Source organism: Saccharopolyspora soli, assembly GCF_022678645.1.
GTDB classification, from domain to species: Bacteria; Actinomycetota; Actinomycetes; order Mycobacteriales; family Pseudonocardiaceae; genus Saccharopolyspora; species Saccharopolyspora soli.
The window spans coordinates 1-18,411 of record NZ_JALBWV010000034.1 but is presented as its reverse complement, the minus strand read 5'-3'; the positions used below and the strand labels follow the sequence as shown (position 1 = coordinate 18,411).

The 18,411-nt window shown below is 67.9% G+C and carries 16 protein-coding genes; 7 read left to right on the top strand and 9 right to left on the bottom strand.

Translation table 11 applies throughout. The features are described from left to right. Positions 1-81: 81 nt before the first annotated feature. The 4 genes from MOQ72_RS24415 to MOQ72_RS24400 form a co-directional block, all read right to left on the bottom strand. A complete protein-coding gene (locus tag MOQ72_RS24415) occupies positions 82-1,212 on the bottom strand; it encodes a glycosyltransferase (protein ID WP_242187948.1) in 1,131 nt (376 codons plus the stop codon). Between the two features lie 164 nt (positions 1,213-1,376). Next, positions 1,377-2,204: an alpha/beta hydrolase gene (locus MOQ72_RS24410; protein ID WP_242187947.1), complete on the bottom strand. Its 828-nt coding sequence runs from the start codon at positions 2,202-2,204 to the stop codon at positions 1,377-1,379. Positions 2,205-2,290: 86 nt separating this feature from the next. Continuing rightward, complete coding sequence (locus MOQ72_RS24405) at positions 2,291-2,812, bottom strand: DUF6130 family protein (protein ID WP_242187946.1); 522 nt, start codon at positions 2,810-2,812, stop codon at positions 2,291-2,293. Further along, positions 2,809-3,813 (bottom strand): alpha/beta fold hydrolase, encoded by a 1,005-nt coding sequence (locus tag MOQ72_RS24400; protein ID WP_242187945.1) that lies wholly within the window; start codon positions 3,811-3,813, stop codon positions 2,809-2,811. The genes MOQ72_RS24405 and MOQ72_RS24400 overlap by 4 nt, the downstream gene beginning before the upstream one ends. Before the next feature lie 295 nt (positions 3,814-4,108). Between MOQ72_RS24400 and MOQ72_RS24395 the strand changes: the two genes are divergently transcribed. From MOQ72_RS24395 to MOQ72_RS24380, 4 genes are all read left to right on the top strand, one after another. Further along, complete coding sequence (locus tag MOQ72_RS24395; protein WP_242187943.1) at positions 4,109-4,828, top strand: hypothetical protein; 720 nt, start codon at positions 4,109-4,111, stop codon at positions 4,826-4,828. 69 nt (positions 4,829-4,897) lie between these two features. Beyond that, positions 4,898-5,743: an alpha/beta fold hydrolase gene (locus tag MOQ72_RS24390; protein ID WP_242187942.1), complete on the top strand. Its 846-nt coding sequence runs from the start codon at positions 4,898-4,900 to the stop codon at positions 5,741-5,743. A gap of 61 nt (positions 5,744-5,804) precedes the next feature. Beyond that, positions 5,805-6,413: a TetR/AcrR family transcriptional regulator gene (locus tag MOQ72_RS24385; RefSeq protein WP_242187941.1), complete on the top strand. Its 609-nt coding sequence runs from the start codon at positions 5,805-5,807 to the stop codon at positions 6,411-6,413. Between the two features lie 444 nt (positions 6,414-6,857). After that, positions 6,858-7,289: an organic hydroperoxide resistance protein gene (locus MOQ72_RS24380; RefSeq protein ID WP_242187940.1), complete on the top strand. Its 432-nt coding sequence runs from the start codon at positions 6,858-6,860 to the stop codon at positions 7,287-7,289. On the opposite strand, the gene MOQ72_RS24375 is transcribed toward MOQ72_RS24380, so the two are convergent. From MOQ72_RS24375 to MOQ72_RS24360, 4 genes are all read right to left on the bottom strand, one after another. Further along, the gene (locus MOQ72_RS24375; RefSeq protein ID WP_242187934.1) at positions 7,269-8,651 is read right to left on the bottom strand and encodes a glucose-6-phosphate dehydrogenase; all 1,383 of its coding nucleotides are present in this window, start codon (positions 8,649-8,651) and stop codon (positions 7,269-7,271) included. The genes MOQ72_RS24380 and MOQ72_RS24375 overlap by 21 nt on opposite strands. After that, entirely contained in the window at positions 8,648-10,474 is a 1,827-nt protein-coding gene (locus tag MOQ72_RS24370; RefSeq protein WP_242187932.1) for a glycoside hydrolase family 15 protein, read from the bottom strand. The genes MOQ72_RS24375 and MOQ72_RS24370 overlap by 4 nt, the downstream gene beginning before the upstream one ends. Positions 10,475-10,518: 44 nt before the next feature. Further along, complete coding sequence (locus tag MOQ72_RS24365) at positions 10,519-11,568, bottom strand: NAD(P)-dependent alcohol dehydrogenase (RefSeq protein ID WP_242187931.1); 1,050 nt, start codon at positions 11,566-11,568, stop codon at positions 10,519-10,521. A 203-nt stretch (positions 11,569-11,771) separates the two neighbouring features. Then, positions 11,772-12,851 carry a Glu/Leu/Phe/Val dehydrogenase dimerization domain-containing protein gene (locus tag MOQ72_RS24360; RefSeq protein WP_242187930.1) on the bottom strand — a complete coding sequence of 360 codons (1,080 nt, stop codon included), beginning with the start codon at positions 12,849-12,851 and terminating at the stop codon, positions 11,772-11,774. A 167-nt stretch (positions 12,852-13,018) separates the two neighbouring features. On the opposite strand from MOQ72_RS24360, the gene MOQ72_RS24355 reads away from it, so the two are divergent. After that, complete coding sequence (locus tag MOQ72_RS24355) at positions 13,019-13,486, top strand: Lrp/AsnC family transcriptional regulator (protein ID WP_242187929.1); 468 nt, start codon at positions 13,019-13,021, stop codon at positions 13,484-13,486. A gap of 67 nt (positions 13,487-13,553) precedes the next feature. Here MOQ72_RS24355 and ggt read toward each other — a convergent pair whose 3' ends face one another. Then, positions 13,554-15,323, bottom strand: a complete 1,770-nt coding sequence (ggt, locus tag MOQ72_RS24350; protein WP_277954638.1) for a gamma-glutamyltransferase — start codon at positions 15,321-15,323, stop codon at positions 13,554-13,556. A 602-nt stretch (positions 15,324-15,925) separates the two neighbouring features. On the opposite strand from ggt, the gene MOQ72_RS24345 reads away from it, so the two are divergent. Both MOQ72_RS24345 and MOQ72_RS24340 read left to right on the top strand, forming a co-directional pair. Beyond that, complete coding sequence (locus MOQ72_RS24345) at positions 15,926-16,396, top strand: hypothetical protein (protein ID WP_242187927.1); 471 nt, start codon at positions 15,926-15,928, stop codon at positions 16,394-16,396. Between the two features lie 169 nt (positions 16,397-16,565). Continuing rightward, positions 16,566-18,326 carry a S8 family serine peptidase gene (locus MOQ72_RS24340; protein ID WP_242187925.1) on the top strand — a complete coding sequence of 587 codons (1,761 nt, stop codon included), beginning with the start codon at positions 16,566-16,568 and terminating at the stop codon, positions 18,324-18,326. Positions 18,327-18,411 lie beyond the last annotated feature (85 nt).

Here is an 18,411-nt window from a genome sequence, read left to right as displayed (position 1 = left end):
CGGCCGAGCCGGTCTCCGGGGCCGCCGCGACCAACCATCTTGGCCACGCAGCACCGGAGTCCTAAAAGGACCGTCCAGCGTTCAGCCCCTGTTCGAGACTTGACTGACAAGTCGCTGCACGACACGTGCGGCGGGTTCCATCGCGGCGATCTCGTCCGCGAGGACTCCGGCCCGAGCACGGAACGAGTCATCGCGGAGCACCCGGGCGACGGCCGCGCCGACCTGAGCGGCTTCCTGGATCACCACAGCGGCGCCAGCCGCCTCGACGCGCTCGCCGTTGATCCCCTGGTCGGCTCCCTGGGGCAACACCACCATCGGCAGTCCGCGGCTCAACGAGGCCAGCACGGTGCCCGACCCACCGGCGGCAACCACGATGCTCACTCCCTCAAGCAGCCGTTCCAGGGCGACGAAGCCGACCATCCGCACCCAGCTGCGGTCGACGTCGACGGCCTCGGGGTCACCATCTGGGCCCAGCGTCGCGATGACGTTGACGTCCACGGCCTCCAGGGATGCCAGGACGGCTCGCAGCACACCGACATCGGTGAAAACGGTACCCAGGGTGAGCAGAACCAGCGGCCGATCAGCACGCCCGCCGAAGTCCGGAACGTTCCACGGTTCTCCGTCGATGCGATGGGGCTCAGGACGCAGCGCGATGCGATTTTCCGGCGGCTGCCACCCATCGGGCTGCAACGACGGCGGGCACGGGTCGAGGAAGGCCGAGGGCGGTGTGGGCGTCAGCCCGCGGTCGGCGTACCGCGACGCGACGGTTCGGTGCATGGCCTGGAAAAACTCGTCGGGAGTGCTCGGCCCGATGCTCAAGACGTTCCACGGCACGCCCAGCTGAGCCGCGACCAGCGGACCCACGCAATCAAAACGTTCCGCGACGATCAAATCCGGTTTCCACGCCTCGGCCGCGTCGAGAGCTTCCGCGCTGCTCAGGTCGACTCGCGTGCCAGCGAAGAACTCGGCAACCGACTCGGGATCGGGATCGGACGCCGGGTCGGCTCCGCCGGTCCGACGCGCGACTTCGGCGAACAGCACGTCGGGCATGGGACCGGCGGGCAGGACGGGCAGATCGGGCCCGACGGCGCCCTCCATCCCACCGCTGGTCAGCAAGGCGACCTCGTGGCCAGCCGCGCGGGCCTCCCGCGACAGGGGCCCGAGGGGGAGCAAGTGGCCGTATGCCGGAGTGCCGGACAGCAGAATGCGCATGGTGCTCCAAAGAGGGGTGTCGGAATTCGTGCGCGTCTAACTGACAGATCGCCTTGCCACACGGGCGAATCCTTGCCGGGAACGTCGCCAGCCAGCGCGCCTCGTCATGCTAGCCGGGGCCACCAGAACCTCGCGCCAGCGGGCCGCGTCCGCGCCGACGGCGATCACCCTGCCGCTTGCTCGATGACGTCGACGACTGCCTTCGGATTGGTTGCGGCCACCGCGTGGGGCGAGCGCACTTCGGTGATCACGGCACCAGCGCGCTGTGCTTGGAAACGTTCCGCTGCTGGCGGGATCGCCTTGTCTTCGGTTGCCACGATGGCGTACTTGCGAATGTTCGCGGGCGCGGCGCCGGTGACCTTCTCCTCGAAGGCCGCAGCAAGGATCGGTCGTTGTCCAGCCGCGTCCACGGCCGCGTCGGCCGCCGGAGCACCGGCGGCGAACAGTTCGCGGAAGCTCTCCACGTTCACGTAGAGGTCGTCACCCGCTGGTCCGCTGATCGTGTGGGTAGTCGCCGGGCCGATCAGGGATCCTGGGAACTGCGCATTCAGCTGCCCCGCGGTTTCACCCACCTCCGGAATGAACGCCGCGACGTAGACCAGCGCTGTCACGTCGGTCGTCTTGGTCGCCAGCGCACTGACCAGCAGACCACCGTACGAGTGCCCCACCAGAATCTTCGGCCCCCGGATGGCGTCGACAACCCCTTCGACCGCGGCGGTATCCGATTCGACGCCGCGCAGCGGGACCGCCGGGGCGACGACTGGGAAACCCTCGGCTTGCAGCTCTCTGGTGACCTTGTTCCAGGCGGACGCGTCCTCGAAAGCTCCGGGCACCAGGACGACGGTCGGTTTCGCAGGCGCTGGCGCGCCTTGCGCGGCCGGCTGGTAGGTCGGCGTTGCGGTGCTTTGTCCTGGTTGAGCGGCACAGCCGGTGGCGAACACGGCGATGCCGAGCGCGGCAGCTACCGCAACGGAGGCACTCTTGACCTTCATCAACCTTCTCAATCAGCTAGCGCGACTCGTGAGCCGCATCAGGCGACGGTGGGACTTTCCTTCTCCGGGTTGGGTTTTCGCGGAATTCAGCGGGGATTTCCCTCGCGCGGCGGGATGACCAGGTCGACTGTCTTGCGGTCGATGATCTTGTGCGTGGGGTCGGCGAGTTCGATCAGGACCTTGTGCGGGCCGGGCGGCAAGCTCTGGATGATCAGTGGTTCGCCGCTGCCGTCGGCCCAGTGCCAGGCCGCGTCGTCGACGGTGACGTGGATGTGGCCGATGCGTGGTGAGACGTCGAGCGCATTGGGGCCGTAGACCGCAACGATGCGGAGGTTTTCGGCGCGGTAGCGGATCACGACCAGTCCCTTGGCCAGTTGGTCGGGCAGTGGCGTGTCCACCACGAGGTAGGGGGCTGGTTGGGACGGCAGCGGTACGACCGGTGCCGGTGGCCAGGTCGGTTCGCTCGCTGCTGCGGGGTGGGTGTCCGATGGCGTGGCCGGGGGCGGTGGAGCTGGTGCGGCACAGGACGCGGTGAGGACCACACCGGCGATGACGGCAGCGCTCGCGGTCAGCCTGCGGATTGAGTATTGGTGCGTCTGCGGTTTCATCGGAGCGTGGTCACCTCAAGGATGGCTGCGGCGAATGCGTGTGGGTTTTCCTGGGGAAGGTTGTGCCCAGCCCCAGGGATTTGATGGTGTACGCGGGGTCCGGTGAAGTGCTTCGCCGAAGCGGTGCCATCGGTGGGGGGCACGCTCCCGTCCGCCAGCCCGTCGAGGGTGACGGTGGCAACGGTTATCGGCGGTTGTTTCAGTAGCTGTGCTTCCACGTCGTCGTAGCGGGGGTCACCGGGTGCGGCCGCGAGTCGGTGTCGGTAGGAGTGCATGACGACGTCGACGTAGTCGGGGTTGTCGAAGGTTTCCGCCGCGCGGTCCAGGTCGGCTTCGGTGAAGTGCCATTCCGGCGAATTCCTCGTCCAGACGACCCGTGCGAGTTCTTTGGGGTTGTGGGTCAGTCCGGCTCGTCCGCGTTCGCTGAGGAAGTAGAAGAAGTACCAGTGGGCGGATTCGGTCGCCGGAGGATCCGGCGTCAGTGCGGCGTCGAGGTTCTGGATCTGGTAGTTGTTCACCGAGACCAGGCCCGCGCACCGCTGCGGCCACAGCGCCGCCGCCACGCAACTGCCGCGACCGCCCCAGTCGTATCCGGCGAAAACGGCCCGCGGGATGTGCAGTGCGTCCAGCAGGCCGATGACGTCCTGGCCCAGGGCGGCCTGTTGTCCAGATCGGACGGTGTCCGCGCGCAGGAACCTGGTCGGGCCGTTGCCCCGCAGGAAGGGCACGATCACGCGGAATCCGTGCTGGACTAGTTCGGGAACCACATCGCGGTAGCACTCGATGGAATAAGGCCACCCGTGCCAGAGCGTCACGACCTCGCCATCCGCCGGTCCGGCCTCGTAGTAGGCGACATCCAGCACATCGGTCCGGACGTGTTTGAGCGGGCCGAGAGCGGGCGAATCCGGTGCGCGGCCCGAGGAAGCAGCGACCGGCATCGCGCCGGGAGTCGGCGAACAGCCCGTCGCCGACACGACCGAAGCCGACGCGGCGGCAACCATGCGGGAAAACGCTCTCCTGTTCAGCATCCCACCACCCGCATCCGCGAGAACCAGTGGTGGCGAACCCTGCTCGATGACCGTGAGGTGAACCGGTACGACACGGAGAGCACGCTAGGAACCCGGCGAAGATCTTCGCGACCGTCGGGTGACGCAGCCGATGTACGTCACCGCCCTGTTCATCCGGGCGAGCACCCGCCGCTGGACGAGCCAAGTTTCGACAGGGGCCTTATACTGCTAAGTTGCACATAGAGACTTATATGACTGATGTTGGCACGCTCGGCCGGAGGAGGTCCGGATGACTGATCTGCTGGATGACGTTCTCGCCGCGCACGGCGGTGTGCGTCGTTGGCATGAGCTGTCGTCGGTGAGCGCGTCGATCGTCACCGGCGGGCAGCTGTTCGGGCAGAAGGGGCAGCCGCAGGACCCAGCACCCCGGCGGATGACCGTCGCCCTGCATCGGCAGTGGGCGTCGGTCCAGCCGTTCGGCGCCCCGGATCAGCGGACCAGCTTCAGCCCGCACCGGATCGCGATCGAAAAACTGGACGGGCGGGTCGTCGCCGAACGCCCGCACCCCGAGTCCTCGTTCGCGAGTCACGGCGCGGACACCGCGTGGGATCCGCTGCACCGGGCGTTCTTCAACGGCTACGCCCTGTGGACGTACTTGACCACGCCGTTCCTGCTGGTCATGGCAGGGTTCTCGGTGGTCGAGGCCGATCCGCTCGAAGAGGACGGCGAGACCTGGCGCTGCCTGCGCGCGACCTTTCCACCGGACGTGGTCAGCCACAGCTCGGTGCAGGACTTCTACTTCGGAGCGGATTTCCTGTTGCGCCGCCACGACTACCAGGGAGAGTTGGTCGGCGGTGGCTCCGCTGCGCAGTACGTGCACGACTACCGCGAAGCAGACGGCATCCGGCTGCCGACGAAGCGGCGGGCCTACCTCCGCGACGAGAACGGCCGTCCCGACCTCGACGCGTTGATGGTGTCGATCGATTTCGCCGAGGTGCGGTTCGAATAGTGCTGTCGTGAGTGGTCATGGCCGTTCTGGCGGCCAAAACCACTCACGACGTCGTCGAGAGTAGGAACCATGGGTGAACGTCGGAGCGGCTACATCGTGACCAACGATTCCGTGCGCCTGCACTACGTGACGGCAGGCGCCGGGGCCCCGTTGGTCCTGGTGCCGGGTTTCTCGCAGAGCGCCGCCGAGTTCGGAGCGCAGATCGACGATCTCGGGCGGGACCACCTGGTGGTTGCCGTGGACCATCGTGGACATGGCGACTCCGACAAGCCGCCGCACGGCTACCGGGTCTCCCGACTGGCCGCCGACCTGCGCGATCTCCTTGAGGCACTGGATCTTCGCGATGTCGCGCTGCTCGGCCACTCGTTGGGCTGCGCGGTCATCTGGTGCTACTGGGACCTGTTCGACCGCAGCCGCATCAGCCGCCTCGTTCTGGTGGACCAGGGGCCAATGGCCGCATTGGACCTGGCGCCAGCGGGTCAGGCCAGCGAGCTGGGTGCGATCTTCACCACGGATGCTGGTCTCGGGATCGCGGCCGGGCTGCGTGGCACCGATCCGATCGCCACCACGAGGTCCATAGTGGACATGATGCACACTCCGGCGATGAGCGAGGACGAGGTCGAGTGGATCGTCGAGCAGAACCTCCTCCTCCCCCGCGAACATGCCGCGACCTTGCACCTGGACCACTACGGCAACGACTGGCGCGACGTACTGCCGCACATCACGGTGCCCACGCTGGTCATCGGTGGCGAGGTCAGCATCTTCAGCCCCGCTGTCGCGCGCTGGGTCGCCGCGCAGATCCCGGACGCGCAGCTGAGGACGTTCTCCGCGGCCGAGTCCGGCAGCCACCTGCTGTTCCGGGAGAACGCAGAACTCTTCAACACCGTGGTTCGGGAGTTCCTTTCCAACGGTTAGACGGCGCAGACGCATCCACTCCGATAGAATGGACCACGAAGTCCAGAAATGAGGGGGTGCCATGCTGACCGCAAAGGGTGCCGCGACCAAGCGCCGCATCGTCGAGGCCGCGGCTGCCGAGATCCGCGAGCGAGGTGCCACGACCACCACGCTCGACGACATCCGCGCCCGCACCTCGACCAGCAAGAGCCAGATCTTCCACTACTTCCCCGGCGGCAAGGAGGAACTCCTGCTCGCGGTCGCCGAACGCGAAGCCGATCGGGTCCTGGAGGACCAGCAGCCGCACCTGAGCGACTTGGGCACCTGGCAGGCATGGCAGGACTGGCGCGACGCGGTCGTCTCGCGCTACCGGAAACAGGGCGTCAACTGCCCGCTCGGCGTGCTGATCACCGAACTGGGCCGCACCACCCCGGCAGCGCAAGCACTCACCGCACAGCTGCTCGACCAATGGCAGGCAGCGCTGCGCGCCGGTGTGCTGCGCATGCAGGACAACGACCAGATCGACCGGCGGCTGGATGCCGACCGCACCGCCGCCGCACTCGTCGCGGCGGTGCAGGGCGGAGTGGTCATCCTGATGTCCACGGCCCGCATCGCCCACCTGGAAGCCGCCCTGGACACGACCCTGGCGCTGCTGCGAGCCAGCGCAGTCGGGGTTGACGTACACCGATGACGTCATCCGACGGCTGCGGAGGCTGCCGCCGGGTGCCTAGCGTGGCCACATGCCACGCCGCACAGCACGATCCGCGCCGCATGCACCTCCCGAGGCGGGTTCGCTGAGGCACTCGTTGCCGCAAGGCGCCGTGGCATCGTCGCGGCCACGCCCGGTCCCATCGCACGAGGCGAGTTGGCCACCGACGTCGTTGGTTCCCTCACTTCCCAGCTCGCCCGCTAGCTCGGGTCGGGCACGTCACGCCCCCGACCAGCTGGCAATGGGATGGTCGTGATCCGCGATCGCGCGGGAGAACCTACGAATCGTCGCGGCCCGAACGTGCTCGATGTCCGGCCCCCACTCGGCCACGTCACCGTCGATGGCGCGGCGTGGTACTGCGCCTGCGACAGGGCGGCGTCCACCCGTGATCTTCCGTGAAACCGAATCAACAAGAGGAAAACCGCCATGTCTGAAACCACTTACACCGCAGTGGCCACTTCCACGGCGCAAGGCCGCAACGGCGGCCGTGCCACCTCCGATGACGGGCTGCTCGATGTCGGCCTCGCCGTTCCGAAGGCGCTGGGCGGTGCGGGTGGCGGCACCAACCCGGAGCAGTTGTTCGCGGCCGGGTGGGCGTCGTGCTTCGTCGGGGCGGTCCGGCGCGTCGCCAGCCGGAAGAAGATCGCGCTGCACGATCTCGCGGTGATCGCGGAAGTCACGCTGCACCACGACACCGACGTCGACGAGTTCCAGCTGAGCGCGGCGCTGCACCTGGAAGCCGGTGGTATCGACCAGGAAACCGCGGATGAACTCGTCGAAGGCGCACACCAGGTGTGCCCGTACTCCAAGTCCACCCGAGGCAACATCAAAGTCACGCTAAGCGCCACCGTCGCCTGACCGGGTTGACACCGGCCCGTTGGAGCCAGCCCGGTACTCCTCAAGGGGCACCAGGTTCCTGGACCAGGCCGACAGCACAGGTGTTAGGACCCGCCAAGCCTCCTCGGCCTCGTCGCCGCGGATGGACAGGGCGGGGTTGCCGGTGAGCACGTCGAGCAGGAGCCGACCGTAGGGAGGCAAGTCGGGCTGGGCCAGCTGCGCGGTCAGGCTGAGCGGCGCGAGGGTGCGCGCCCGGGAACCGGTCCCCATCACGTCCAGGGTCAGGCTTTCCGGATCGAGCCCGAATCGGAGCGCGTTGGGCAGGGCTTCCCCGCTGTGCCCGAACGGCAGGTGGGGTACCGGCCTGAAGTGCACCGCGACCTCCTTGCGGTCGCCGCCGAGCGCTTTGCCGCTGCGGAGCCGGAAATTCGTTCCCGACCAGCGCCAGCTGTCCAGTTCCAGCTCGACCTCGGCGAAGGTCTCGGTGCGGCGATCCGGGTCCACACCGTGCTCGTCGACGTAGGCGGGCACGTCGTGGTCGTCGATCCGGCCAGCCAGGTAGCGCGCGCGACGCGTGCGGTGCCGAACGTCCTCGTCGGTGAGGGGCCGCACCGAGCGCAGGACATCGACCTTCCGGTCCCGCAGGTCGCGCTCGCCGAGGCTGATCGGCGGCTCCATCGCTACCAGGCACAGCAGCTGCAACAGGTGGTTCTGGACCATGTCCTTGAGCGCACCGGCGCTGTCGTAGTACCCCGCTCTGCCTTCCAACGCCAGGTGCTCATCCCAGACGATCTCCACCTCGGCGATGTGCGCGCTGTTCCAGAGTGGTTCGAGCACGCGGTTCGCGAGTCGGCTGCCGAGCACGTTCTCGACGGTGGTCATGGCCAGGAAGTGGTCGACCCGGAACACCGCGTCCTCGGGCACGAGGTCGGCGAGCAACCGGTTCAGCTCCACCGCGCCGTCCAGATCCTCGCCGAACGGCTTTTCCAGCACGATCCGGCTGCCCGGCGGCAGGCCGACGCGGTCCAGCGCCGCGACCGCGGGCGAGAACAGCGCCGGTGGAAGGGCGAGGTAGACGGCGACGGGCCCATCACCGGCGACCGCGGACGCGACGGCGGCGGGGTCGGTGACATCGGCCCGGCTGAAGCGGGCAGCAGCCGCGACCGCCTGCCTCGTGTCGGCCGACCAGGCGTCGGCATGGCGGTCGAGTTGGGCGGCTGCCCAGGACCGGAACCGCGCGTCATCCCAGTCGCTGCGGTCGGCGCCGGTCAACTGGAACCGGTCGTCGAGGTGTCCAGCTGCCCGCAGGGCGGCCAGCCCTGGCAACAGGTAGCGCGCGCAGAGGTCACCCGACGCGCCGAAGATGGTGAGCCGATCGATCATGCTTCCCCCGCTCTCGCTCGGGCCAAGTTCACGCCGCTGGCGATGATGCCGATGTGGCTGAACGCCTGCGGGAAGTTGCCCATGAACTCGCCCGTCGACGGGTCGATCTGCTCCGACAGCAGGCCGAGCGGACTGGTCCGGGCGCACAGCGAGGCGTAAAGCCGCTCGGCTTCCTCGATCCGGCCCTGGCTCGCCAAGTTGTCCACCAGCCAGAAGCTGCACAGCACGAAGGCGCCTTCGTCGCCGGGTAGCCCGTCGGCCGATTGGTCGTGCCGGTAGCGGTAGAGCAGTCCGTCCCCGGCTGACAGCCGGTCGGCGATGGCCGCTGTGGTGGCCACCATCCGCGGGTGATCTGCCGGGACGACCTGCCGCAGCGGAAGCGCGAGCAAGCTCGCGTCCAAGCCGCCGCCACCGTCCAGGTGCTCGCGGAAGGTCTTCGCGTCCTCGTCCCAGGACTTGTCCAGGATCAGCTGGCGCAGCTGGTCGGCCGCCGCTCGCCAGGAGGCGACGGGCCCAGGCAGGCCGAATCGCTCGCCGATCCCCGCGGCCCGGTCCAGGGCCACCTGGCACATCCCGGCCGAGTACGTGAACACCCGGCCTTCGCTGCGCACCTCCCAGATGCCCTGATCCGGCTGTCGCCACGCCGTGCTGGCAGCTTCGGCGAGCCCGGTCAGACCGGCCCACAGCGCGGGCTGGAGCGCACCGCCGGAGCGCAGCCACTGGTCGGCGCAATCCAGCACCTCCCCGTAGACGTCGTGCTGCCGCTGGTCAGCCGCGCCGTTGCCCCAGCGCACCGGAGCGGAGTTCCGATAACCCGCCAGCTCGGCGTCCTCGATCTCGTCGGGGACCGGGTTGCCGCGCAGGTCGTACATGATCCGCGGTACCCGGCTCTGCTCGAAGGCGTCGAGCACCCAGCCCAGGAAGGCGTCCGCTTCGCTGCCGAAGCCGATCCGGCGCATCGCGAACACGGTGAACGCCGCATCGCGAATCCAGGTGTAGCGGTAATCCCAGTTGCGCACCCCGCCGACCGGCGCGGGCAACGAGGACGTCGGCGCCGCGACCAGCGAACCGTTCACCCAGTCATCGCACAGTTTCAGGGTGATCGCGGCACGCCGAACCAACGACTCCTCCGGGCCGCCGTAGCTGAAGTGCCCCATCCAGCGCCGCCACGCATCAGCCGTGTCCGCCAGCACCGTCTCGGTGTCGAACCGGTGGTGGCGGTGGAACCGACCCCAGGACAGCACCAGATCGAGACGCTCACCCCGGTGCAGCTCATAGGTGTTGTCCAGGGCCGTCAAGGGGCGGTTGGAGCGCAGGTGCAGGCGCAGGTCGGGCCGTCCGGGCACCCGCAGTTCCAGTCCGCTGAACAGGGGCCGGACCTGCGCGCCGCCGCGCGGCCGCAGGTCCATCCGCAAGCGGACATCGCCCGCCAGGACAACCGCGGAACGCACCAGTTCGGCCCGCTGCGCTGGAGCGTCATCCGTGAGATCGGCGCCCGAGCGAAGGGTCAGCGCATCGGTGATCCGGACCCGGCCCGTGGCACTGGCCAACTCGGTCGTCAACACCGCCGTGTCCGGCTCGTAGCGCTGCCGGGCCTCCACCAGGCCCTCAAGTTCGACGGTGAAATGCCCGCCTCGCTCGTGGTCCAGCAAGCCGCAGAACACCGGTTCGGAGTCGAAACGCGGCAGGCACAGCCAAGGGATGGATCCGTCGAGGCCGACCAGCGCGACCGTCGTGCCATCGCCGATGAGACCGAGGTCCTCCAACCGCAGGTAGCCGTCCTGCCGGACAACCGGCCGGAACGGCGGATCGGGATCGAGCATGGCGCCTCCTCGCCCCCTGGCGAAGGCAGTGGCCTTCGTCCGAGCTAGAAGGTGACCAGGACCTTCACGACGTCGTCGAGTTTCTGGTCGGAAACCTCGAAAGCCCGCTCCATTTCGTCGAAGCGGAACTTGTGCGTCGTCATGTGCGTGGGATCAACGCGTTTGGTCTCCAGCAGCCGAAGCAACCGCTGCATGCGCACCCGGCCGCCGGGGCACAGCCCCGTCGCGATCGTCTTGTCAGCCATTCCGACTCCCCACTCGACGCGGGGAATGCGCACGAAATCGCCTTCGCCGAAATAGCCGATGTTGGACACCGTCCCGCCCGGCTTGGTGATCTTGACGGCGGTCTGGAACGTCGCGTCCGCGCCGAGCGCCTCGATGGCCGTGTCCACTCCCTCGCCGCGCGTCAGATCGAGGATCCGCTCGATGACGTCCTCGCGCGTGAAATCCACGACGTCATCCGCACCGTAGATACGCGCCAGCTTCTGCCTGCTGGGAACGGATTCGACCCCGATGACGAGCCCCGCGCCGCGAAGCCGGGCCCCGGCCGTCGCCATCAGCCCCACCGGCCCTTGGGCGAGGACGGCCACCGTGCCGCCGATGGGGATGTTCCCCTTCTCGGCTCCCATGAGGCCGGTCGACAGCATGTCGGCGCAGTAGACGGCCACCTCGTCGGAAATGCCGTCCGGAATCTTCGCCAGGTTGGCATCGGCTTCGTTCACGTGAAAGTACTCGGCGAAGACCCCGTCCTTGGTGTTGGCGAACTTGAAACCGCCGAGCGGCGCACCGGACTGCGAGGGGTAACCGTTCTGGGCGGCCGCGCTCCCCCAGTCCGGAGTGATGGCGCCGACCAGAATCCGGTCGCCGGGTTGGAACACCCGCACTTCGCTGCCCACCTCGTGCACCACACCGACCGCTTCGTGGCCGAGCGTCAAGTTCTCCCTCGGCCCGATGCCCCCCTTGACGGTGTGGGAGTCCGACGTGCAGATGAGGGCTTCGGTCGTCCGCACGACGGCATCGCCCGGACCCGGTCGCGGTACGGCCTTGTCCATGAAGCCGACCTGGCCGATTTCCTTCATCACGAAAGCTTTCATCCGTCACCGCCCCCTTGGCCACCTCTTGCAGGCTCGCACCAACGGCCCGATCCCGCTCGGTGGGACGAAGGGCAGGGCGGCTTTGCCGCAATTCGTCCACAAGAGACATAGATCCGCGAGAATGGCACAACCACGAGGAAATCAACTTCCACCAACAACCAATTCCAGCCAGCAGAACGTGGTTCAGAGCACGACGGTGCTGGTCAGTTGGCGGGCTCCGGCTTGTTGCGGACTTGGAGCAGGGCGTGGATTCGGGCGCGGGCGGCGTGGTGCGGGCTGCAGTTCCCGTGCCGTGCGGCATCGAGGACCGCGGTCAGGTTCGCACCGATGGTTCGCACCCGTTCAACGGCCTGGTCGTGGCCGAGTCGGTCGATCTCGGATGCGGTGGCGTACAGGATTCCTCCGGCGCTGACCAGGTAGTCCGGCGCCCAGGTGATGCCACGGGAATGCAGCAGGTCGGCAACCGATTCGTTGGCGAGCTGGTTGTTGGCCGGTCCGGCGATGGCCGCGCACCGGAGCCGGGGCACGAGGTCATCGGTGAGTTGGCCACCGAGGGCGGCGGGGATGAGCACATCGACTTCGGCTGTCAGGGCATGCTCCGGGCTGGTCCACTCAGCGCCGAGTTCCGCTGCGACTACTCGCCGCGTCGTGTCGATGTCCGCGATGAGCAGTTTCGCTCCGGCCGCGGCGAGTTCGCGGGCCAGCAGGGTTCCGACGTGGCCGAGGCCGACCAGGCTGATCCGGCGGCCGTCGAGCGTGGCCCGTCCGTCGAGATGGGCGCACAGGGCCTGGAGAGCGGCCAAGACTCCGGTGGCCGTGCGCGGGGACGAGTCGCCGCTGCCACCGAGTTCACGGGGTCGGCAGAACACGCTCGTCGTGCGCTCACCGATGGTGGCCATGTCATCGGGTGTGGTGCCGACGTCTGGGCCCGTGGTGTACCGCCCGCCGAGGTTGTCGATGGCGTCGCCGACGTCGTGCAGGATGTCACGCCGAGCTGCCGGGTCGAGGACCTGTCCTGGCGGCAGCGCTACCACGGTCTTGCCGCCCCCTTGCCGAATCCCGGCGGCAGCGCACTTGTCGGTCATGCCCGCCGACAGGCGGAGCGCGTCGGTGAGACCGTCGGTCCAGTGCGGGTACTGCCAGAAGCGGCACCCACCGATGGCGGGCCCCCGCGCTGTCGAGTGGATTGCCACGATGATCGGCAACCCGCTGCGTTGGCCGCGGCGCACCACGACCTCCTCGTGCTCAAACCTCGATGCTTGGTGACCGCTGGTCGCATTCACGTGTTCCTCCAGGATTCGCAGGCGGAGAACCGAGCCCGAACAGATGATCCGCACTTCGCCTGAGACTCGCCCGTATGTACGACGTTATGGCGATGACCATACTGAAATGAATGGAATCAACTTGATAATCCGAACAAACGACCGGAATATCATGTTATTTTCCGGTCATGGACGAACTTGATTCGGCGATCCTGGCCGAGTTGCAGACCGATGCACGGCAGACCAACCGCGAACTCGCCCGACGGCTGGGCGTCGCACCCTCGACGGCCCTGGAGCGCGTCCGCGCCCTCGAACGGCGCGACGTGATCCGCGGCTACCACGCGGACGTTTCGCTGGCTGCGCTGCACCGCGGCGTGCAAGCCATGATCTCCGTGCAGGTACGGCCATTGCACCGGCAGGTGATCGATTCCTTCCAGGACTTCGTCGCGACCCTGCCCGAGGTGCTGTCGATCTTCGTGCTCGCCGGGAATGACGACTTCCTGCTCCACGTCGCGGTGCAGGATCTCGATCGGCTGCACGCCTTCCTCGTCGATCGGCTCGCCAAGCGCAAAGAGGTCACCGGTTTCAAGACATCGGTGATCTACCGCCACACCCACTCCACTGCGATCTCCGCACTGAAGTCGATCGAAACGTGACACGCTCGGCGACTTGTCGCCGAGCGTGTCACGTTTCGAACCTGGGATCAGCTGGTTTCGACGTGTGCTACCAGCCGATGGCGGTGCCGTCCTTGCGGTGGTCGGATGCGGCTCGGTAAACGCCGTTGACCGGACCGTCGGGACCGGTGGCGGCGGGCCAGTCGCCGGGTTCCTCCGGGGTGAAGTGGATGGCCTGGTAACCGCCCACGCTGGAACTCGACGGCGATGCGAGTTGGTGGCCCATCCCCGCGAGTTGGGCGCCGACGAGGTCGTGCAACTCGGGTTCCAGTTCGAGCTGGTCGTTGAAGTGGTCGTGGTAGAAGCGAGCGGCGTCGGTAGCGGCCTGGGGATTCATGCCCAGGTTGACCATGAACACCATTTCGAGGGCCTGGGCTTGGGCTTGTGCCCCGCCGCCCATGTTCCCGTAGGAGAGCACCGGTCGGCCGTCCTGGGTGACGAAGGCCGGGATCAGCGTGTGGAACGGACGCTTGTGCGGCGCCACGATGTTCGGCGAGGCGGGGTCGAGGTTGAACAACGCACCTCGGTTCTGCAGCGGAAAACCGAACCCCGGGATGGTGACGCCGGAGCCGAAGTTGGAGAAGTTGCTGTAGATGAACGAGGTCATGTTGCCCCAGCGGTCCGCCGTGCTGATGTAGACCGTGCCGGAGTTGACCGCGCCGGGGACCTGCGGAGGATGTGCCCGCTTCGGATCGATCTGGCGGCAGAGCTCGATGGCGTGCTCGTCGGACAGCAGCATGTCCATCGGCACGTCGACGACGTTCGGATCGCCGTTGTAGCGGTTGAGGTCGTCGTAGGCGAGTTTCTTGGCCTCGATGACGAAGTGCCAGAACTGCGGTGACCTCGGGCCGAGCTGCGCCAGGTCGTAGCCGTGCACCGGGGTGATCTGCTTGATGACGTTGAGCATGATCAGCACCGCGAAGCCCTGCGTGGTCGGCGGCAGCTGGTTCATCTCGTAGCCGTGGTAGTCCACTGTGAGCGGTTGCACCCACTCGGGTTGGAAATCCGCGAGATCATCCGCGGTGATCGCACCACCCACCGCCTTGCTCTTTTCCACGATGGCCTGGGCGATTTCGCCGCGGTAGAAGGCATCCGCGCCCCGCCGCTGCAACGCGCGGTAGGCGCGGGCCAGGTCCGGGTTGCGGAAGATGGAATACAGGTCGGGGGCTTTGCCGTCGATGAGGAAGGTGTGGGCGGAATCCGGGTCCTTGCTCAGCTTCTCGACCGCACCGTCCCACTGGCTGCGGATTCGTTCGGTGACTCCGAAACCCTGCTCCGCGAGTTCCACGGAGGGCTGCAGCACGGCGTGGAAATCCTTGCGGCCGAAGCGTTTCAACAACTGGTCCCAACCCGCCACCGCGCCGGGCACGGTGACCGAATCGATGCCGTCGTTGGGCATGCCGGTCTCCGGGGTGTAACCCCGGCTGCGGAAGTACTCCGGCGTCCACGCCGCGGGCGCCCATCCGGCCGAGTTGAGGCCGTAGACCGTGCGGTCGGCGGCGGAGTAGTGCAGGGCGAAGCTGTCGCCGCCGATACTGGCACTGAGCTCCTCGACCAAGCCGAGCATCGCCGCGGTGGCCACGGCGGCGTCCACCGAGTTCCCGCCTTCGGCGAGCACCCGCACCCCGACCTGCGCGGCAACCGACTGGCTGGTGGCCACGACCCCGTTGCGCGCGAGCACCTCCGAACGGGTCTGCAGGCCCCAACCCGACGTGCGGCTCCCCCGTACCGCGGTGATGGTCGAGCCCGGCTCAGGAATCGACGCCGTCGGCTGCCCGAACGGCGTTTCGCTGAGGGTAGGACTGCCAGTTGTACTCATGGCCGCATTCTCGGGTACGGACTCGGCTGCCGCGACGGGCACGCCACCCATCGCGGAGAGCGCCACGGTGGCACCACTTGCCTTCAACAGGTCACGACGAGACGGCCGGATCACATCGCCCACGAGCGTTCATCCCCTTCCTGACGTCGCCATGACCAACACCTAACGCGCACTCGTTAGCGCAAACAAGAAAATCGTTTGCGATTAGGCCATCTGGTACAGGTCATGTCTGCTGACGGGACGCCAGCGCACCGCCACTCCACGCCGCTGCGAAGACAAGCCCCAGACCGCGGGTCAGGCGGTGGGGCGTCGTGGGTCGCACAAGGATCTTGGTGACCACTGTGGATCTTCCGCGTCGGATCCGCGGTGGGCGCCTGCCCGTTCATGACGTCGGTCCGTGAAGAGAATTCGGCTCTACCATCGGGTTTTTCGCGAAGATCCACCGATGTTGCTTCGTTCGGGGCGTTGTTCGTTCGTCGGGTCTCGTCGCACGGGTGAACTCCGGTTGCTGGGGTCTGGTGGCCTCCCTAGCGTCTGGGCTGCCTGCAAGTCCCGGATATCCAAGATCTACCGGGCATTTCCCCGCTTCATAGGAGGAACGGATGACAGCGATGGTTGCGCCGAACCCCGCGCAGTCCATGTACGGACTGGGCGCGAGCACGGCTTCCGGCCAGGTGCCCTTCGGCTCGATGATCCAGCCGCAGATCGGCCAGATCCAGCCACAGGCGGCCCCGGTCGTGCCACCGGCAGCGATCCTGCACGCCAGCCAACTGGCGGCCGCGGCGGTGCTGGATCTGGTGCCGTACGTGATCCAGGCACGACTGGTGCAGATGTTGCCGCAATTCCAGTTCGGTGCGCAGTGGTTCCAGCCTTGGTCCGGACAGCAAGCGCTGTGGGGCCAGCAGGTTCCGTGGACCCAGCAGGCGCAATGGACCCAGCAGATTCCGTGGTCCCAGCAGGCCCCCTGGGGCCAGCAGGCTTCGTGGGCTCCCTGGAGCCAGCAGACTTCGTGGACTCCGTGGACCCAGCAGGTCCAGCCGCAGTTCGGCGGTGCGGTGGGTTCGTTCCTGTGACCGGATGAATCCGATGTGAGGGAGGTGCCCGAGACCGTGATCGGCTCGGGCACTTCTCCGCCCCGGTCACTGCCGCGGCCCTGGTCACAACGGGCCACGGCAGCAGTCGGTTGCCGGTGGCGCTTTTCGGGATGACCAATGCGACGGCGAGAAGGGCCGTGGAGACGAGATGACTGAGCAGACCAACAGGAGCGGCGCGGCGAACGGTTCGTCCACCGACGCCCAGGCTTCCGCCGAGCAGCGCGGTGGCCAACAGGCGAAGCAGAAGGGTGGCCAGCAGGCGCGCGGGCGGAAGAGCCGCCCAGCACGGGACAACGGCCGGGTTGAGCCGCGGCGGGACCGCTACATGGTGGCGGCCGTTCCGCAGCGCGAACTGCCGCCCGGCGTGGCAGCGATCAGCATGGACACCCTGTGCGACGCGTTGGAACGGCGCAACGGCTCGGGCACCGTCCTCAAACGGCTGCGCCCCGCCGCGAAGATCAACGGTGCGCTGGCCGCGCCCACCTGTCCGGAAATCGTCGTGATCGAGGCAACCGCCGAGCAGGCCAAAGCCCTGGAGTCCACCCAGGTGCACGTCGAACGGGACTGGTCGCTGACCTACAGCGCCCCGACCCCCGGAGTCGACGGGCTTTTCCTGCACGACCCGAGCATGATCGTCCCCCTCGGCGAGGACATCACGAACCTGCCCTTCCGCGTCACCGACGATGACGGCAAACCCGTGGCGGGTGCATGCGTGTACCTCCTCGGTGCCAGTTGGCCGACGCAGGCGGTCACCGACCGCGAGGGTCGCGCCACCATCACGCTGACCGGGGACACCGCGGAGCAGGTCCAAGCCGTCTACGTCAAACCGGCGGGACAGCACTGGGACCGCTGGCTGGTCCGCCCGGCGCTGACGAGCACCGACGACAACCTGATCACGCTGACCCCGCTGGGGAACACCTTCCCGGACCTGTCCGAGCGGCAACACCTGAGTTGGGGCCACAGCGCGCTCGGACTGGACCGCGTCCCGCCGACGTTCCGCGCCTACGGCGTCAGGATCGCCACCATCGACTCGGGAGTCGACACCGAGCACCCCGACCTCAAGGGCAGGATCCGGAGCGGACTCAACTTCGTCTGGGGCAAGGAACGGGACTGGGCCCACGATCCGGTCGGGCACGGGACCCATTGCGCCGGGATCATCGCTGGCCTGGACAGCGAGAGCGGCATCGTCGGCATCGCCGTGGACGCGGAACTGGACTCCTGCCGAGTCCTGCCGGGCGGCCGCGCCAGCGACCTGATCGCCGCGCTGGACCGCTGCATCGAACAATCCATCGACATCGCGCACCTCGCCGTCGCGTCCCCCAACACGTCGACACTGGTAGCGCGCAAGCTCTTGGATGCCTACAACGCCGGTATCGCCTGCATCGCGCCCGCCGGGGACACCGCCGGACCGGTCGCCTTCCCCGCCAACCTGCCGACCGTGTTCACCGTCGGCGCGCTGGGAGCGCTGCGCACCTACCCGGCCGACACGTCCCACGCCACGCACCCGGCCATGCCGGTCACCCCCGACGGCCTGTACTCGGCGGGGTTCAGCGCCGCGGGTCCGGAGATCGACGTATGCGCACCGGGCGTGGCAGTCCTGTCCGCAGCGCCGGGGAACGGTTATGCCGTCCTGGACGGCACCAGCTTGGCTGCGGCGCACATCGCCGGTCTGGCCGCGCTGGTCCTCGCGCACCACGAGCACTTCCGCGGCCAACTCCCGATGCACGGTGCCGCGCGAGTGGAGCACCTGTTCGACATCCTGCGCGCCAGCTGCCGCCCGCTGGCGGCCCCCGGCTCGCCGGACGCCCTGCGCACGGGACGCGGCATTCCCGACGCGCCGACCGCCCTCGGCCTCACCCTCGGTGCCTTCGCCCCACCCACCACGACACCCCTGACCACCACCCAATAGACATCGTGAGTGCGCAAGCCGGGGGCAACCCGGGTTGGGCCGCACCCCCAGGGTGTTGGGGTGAGCGTTGGCCGGGGGCGGCCAC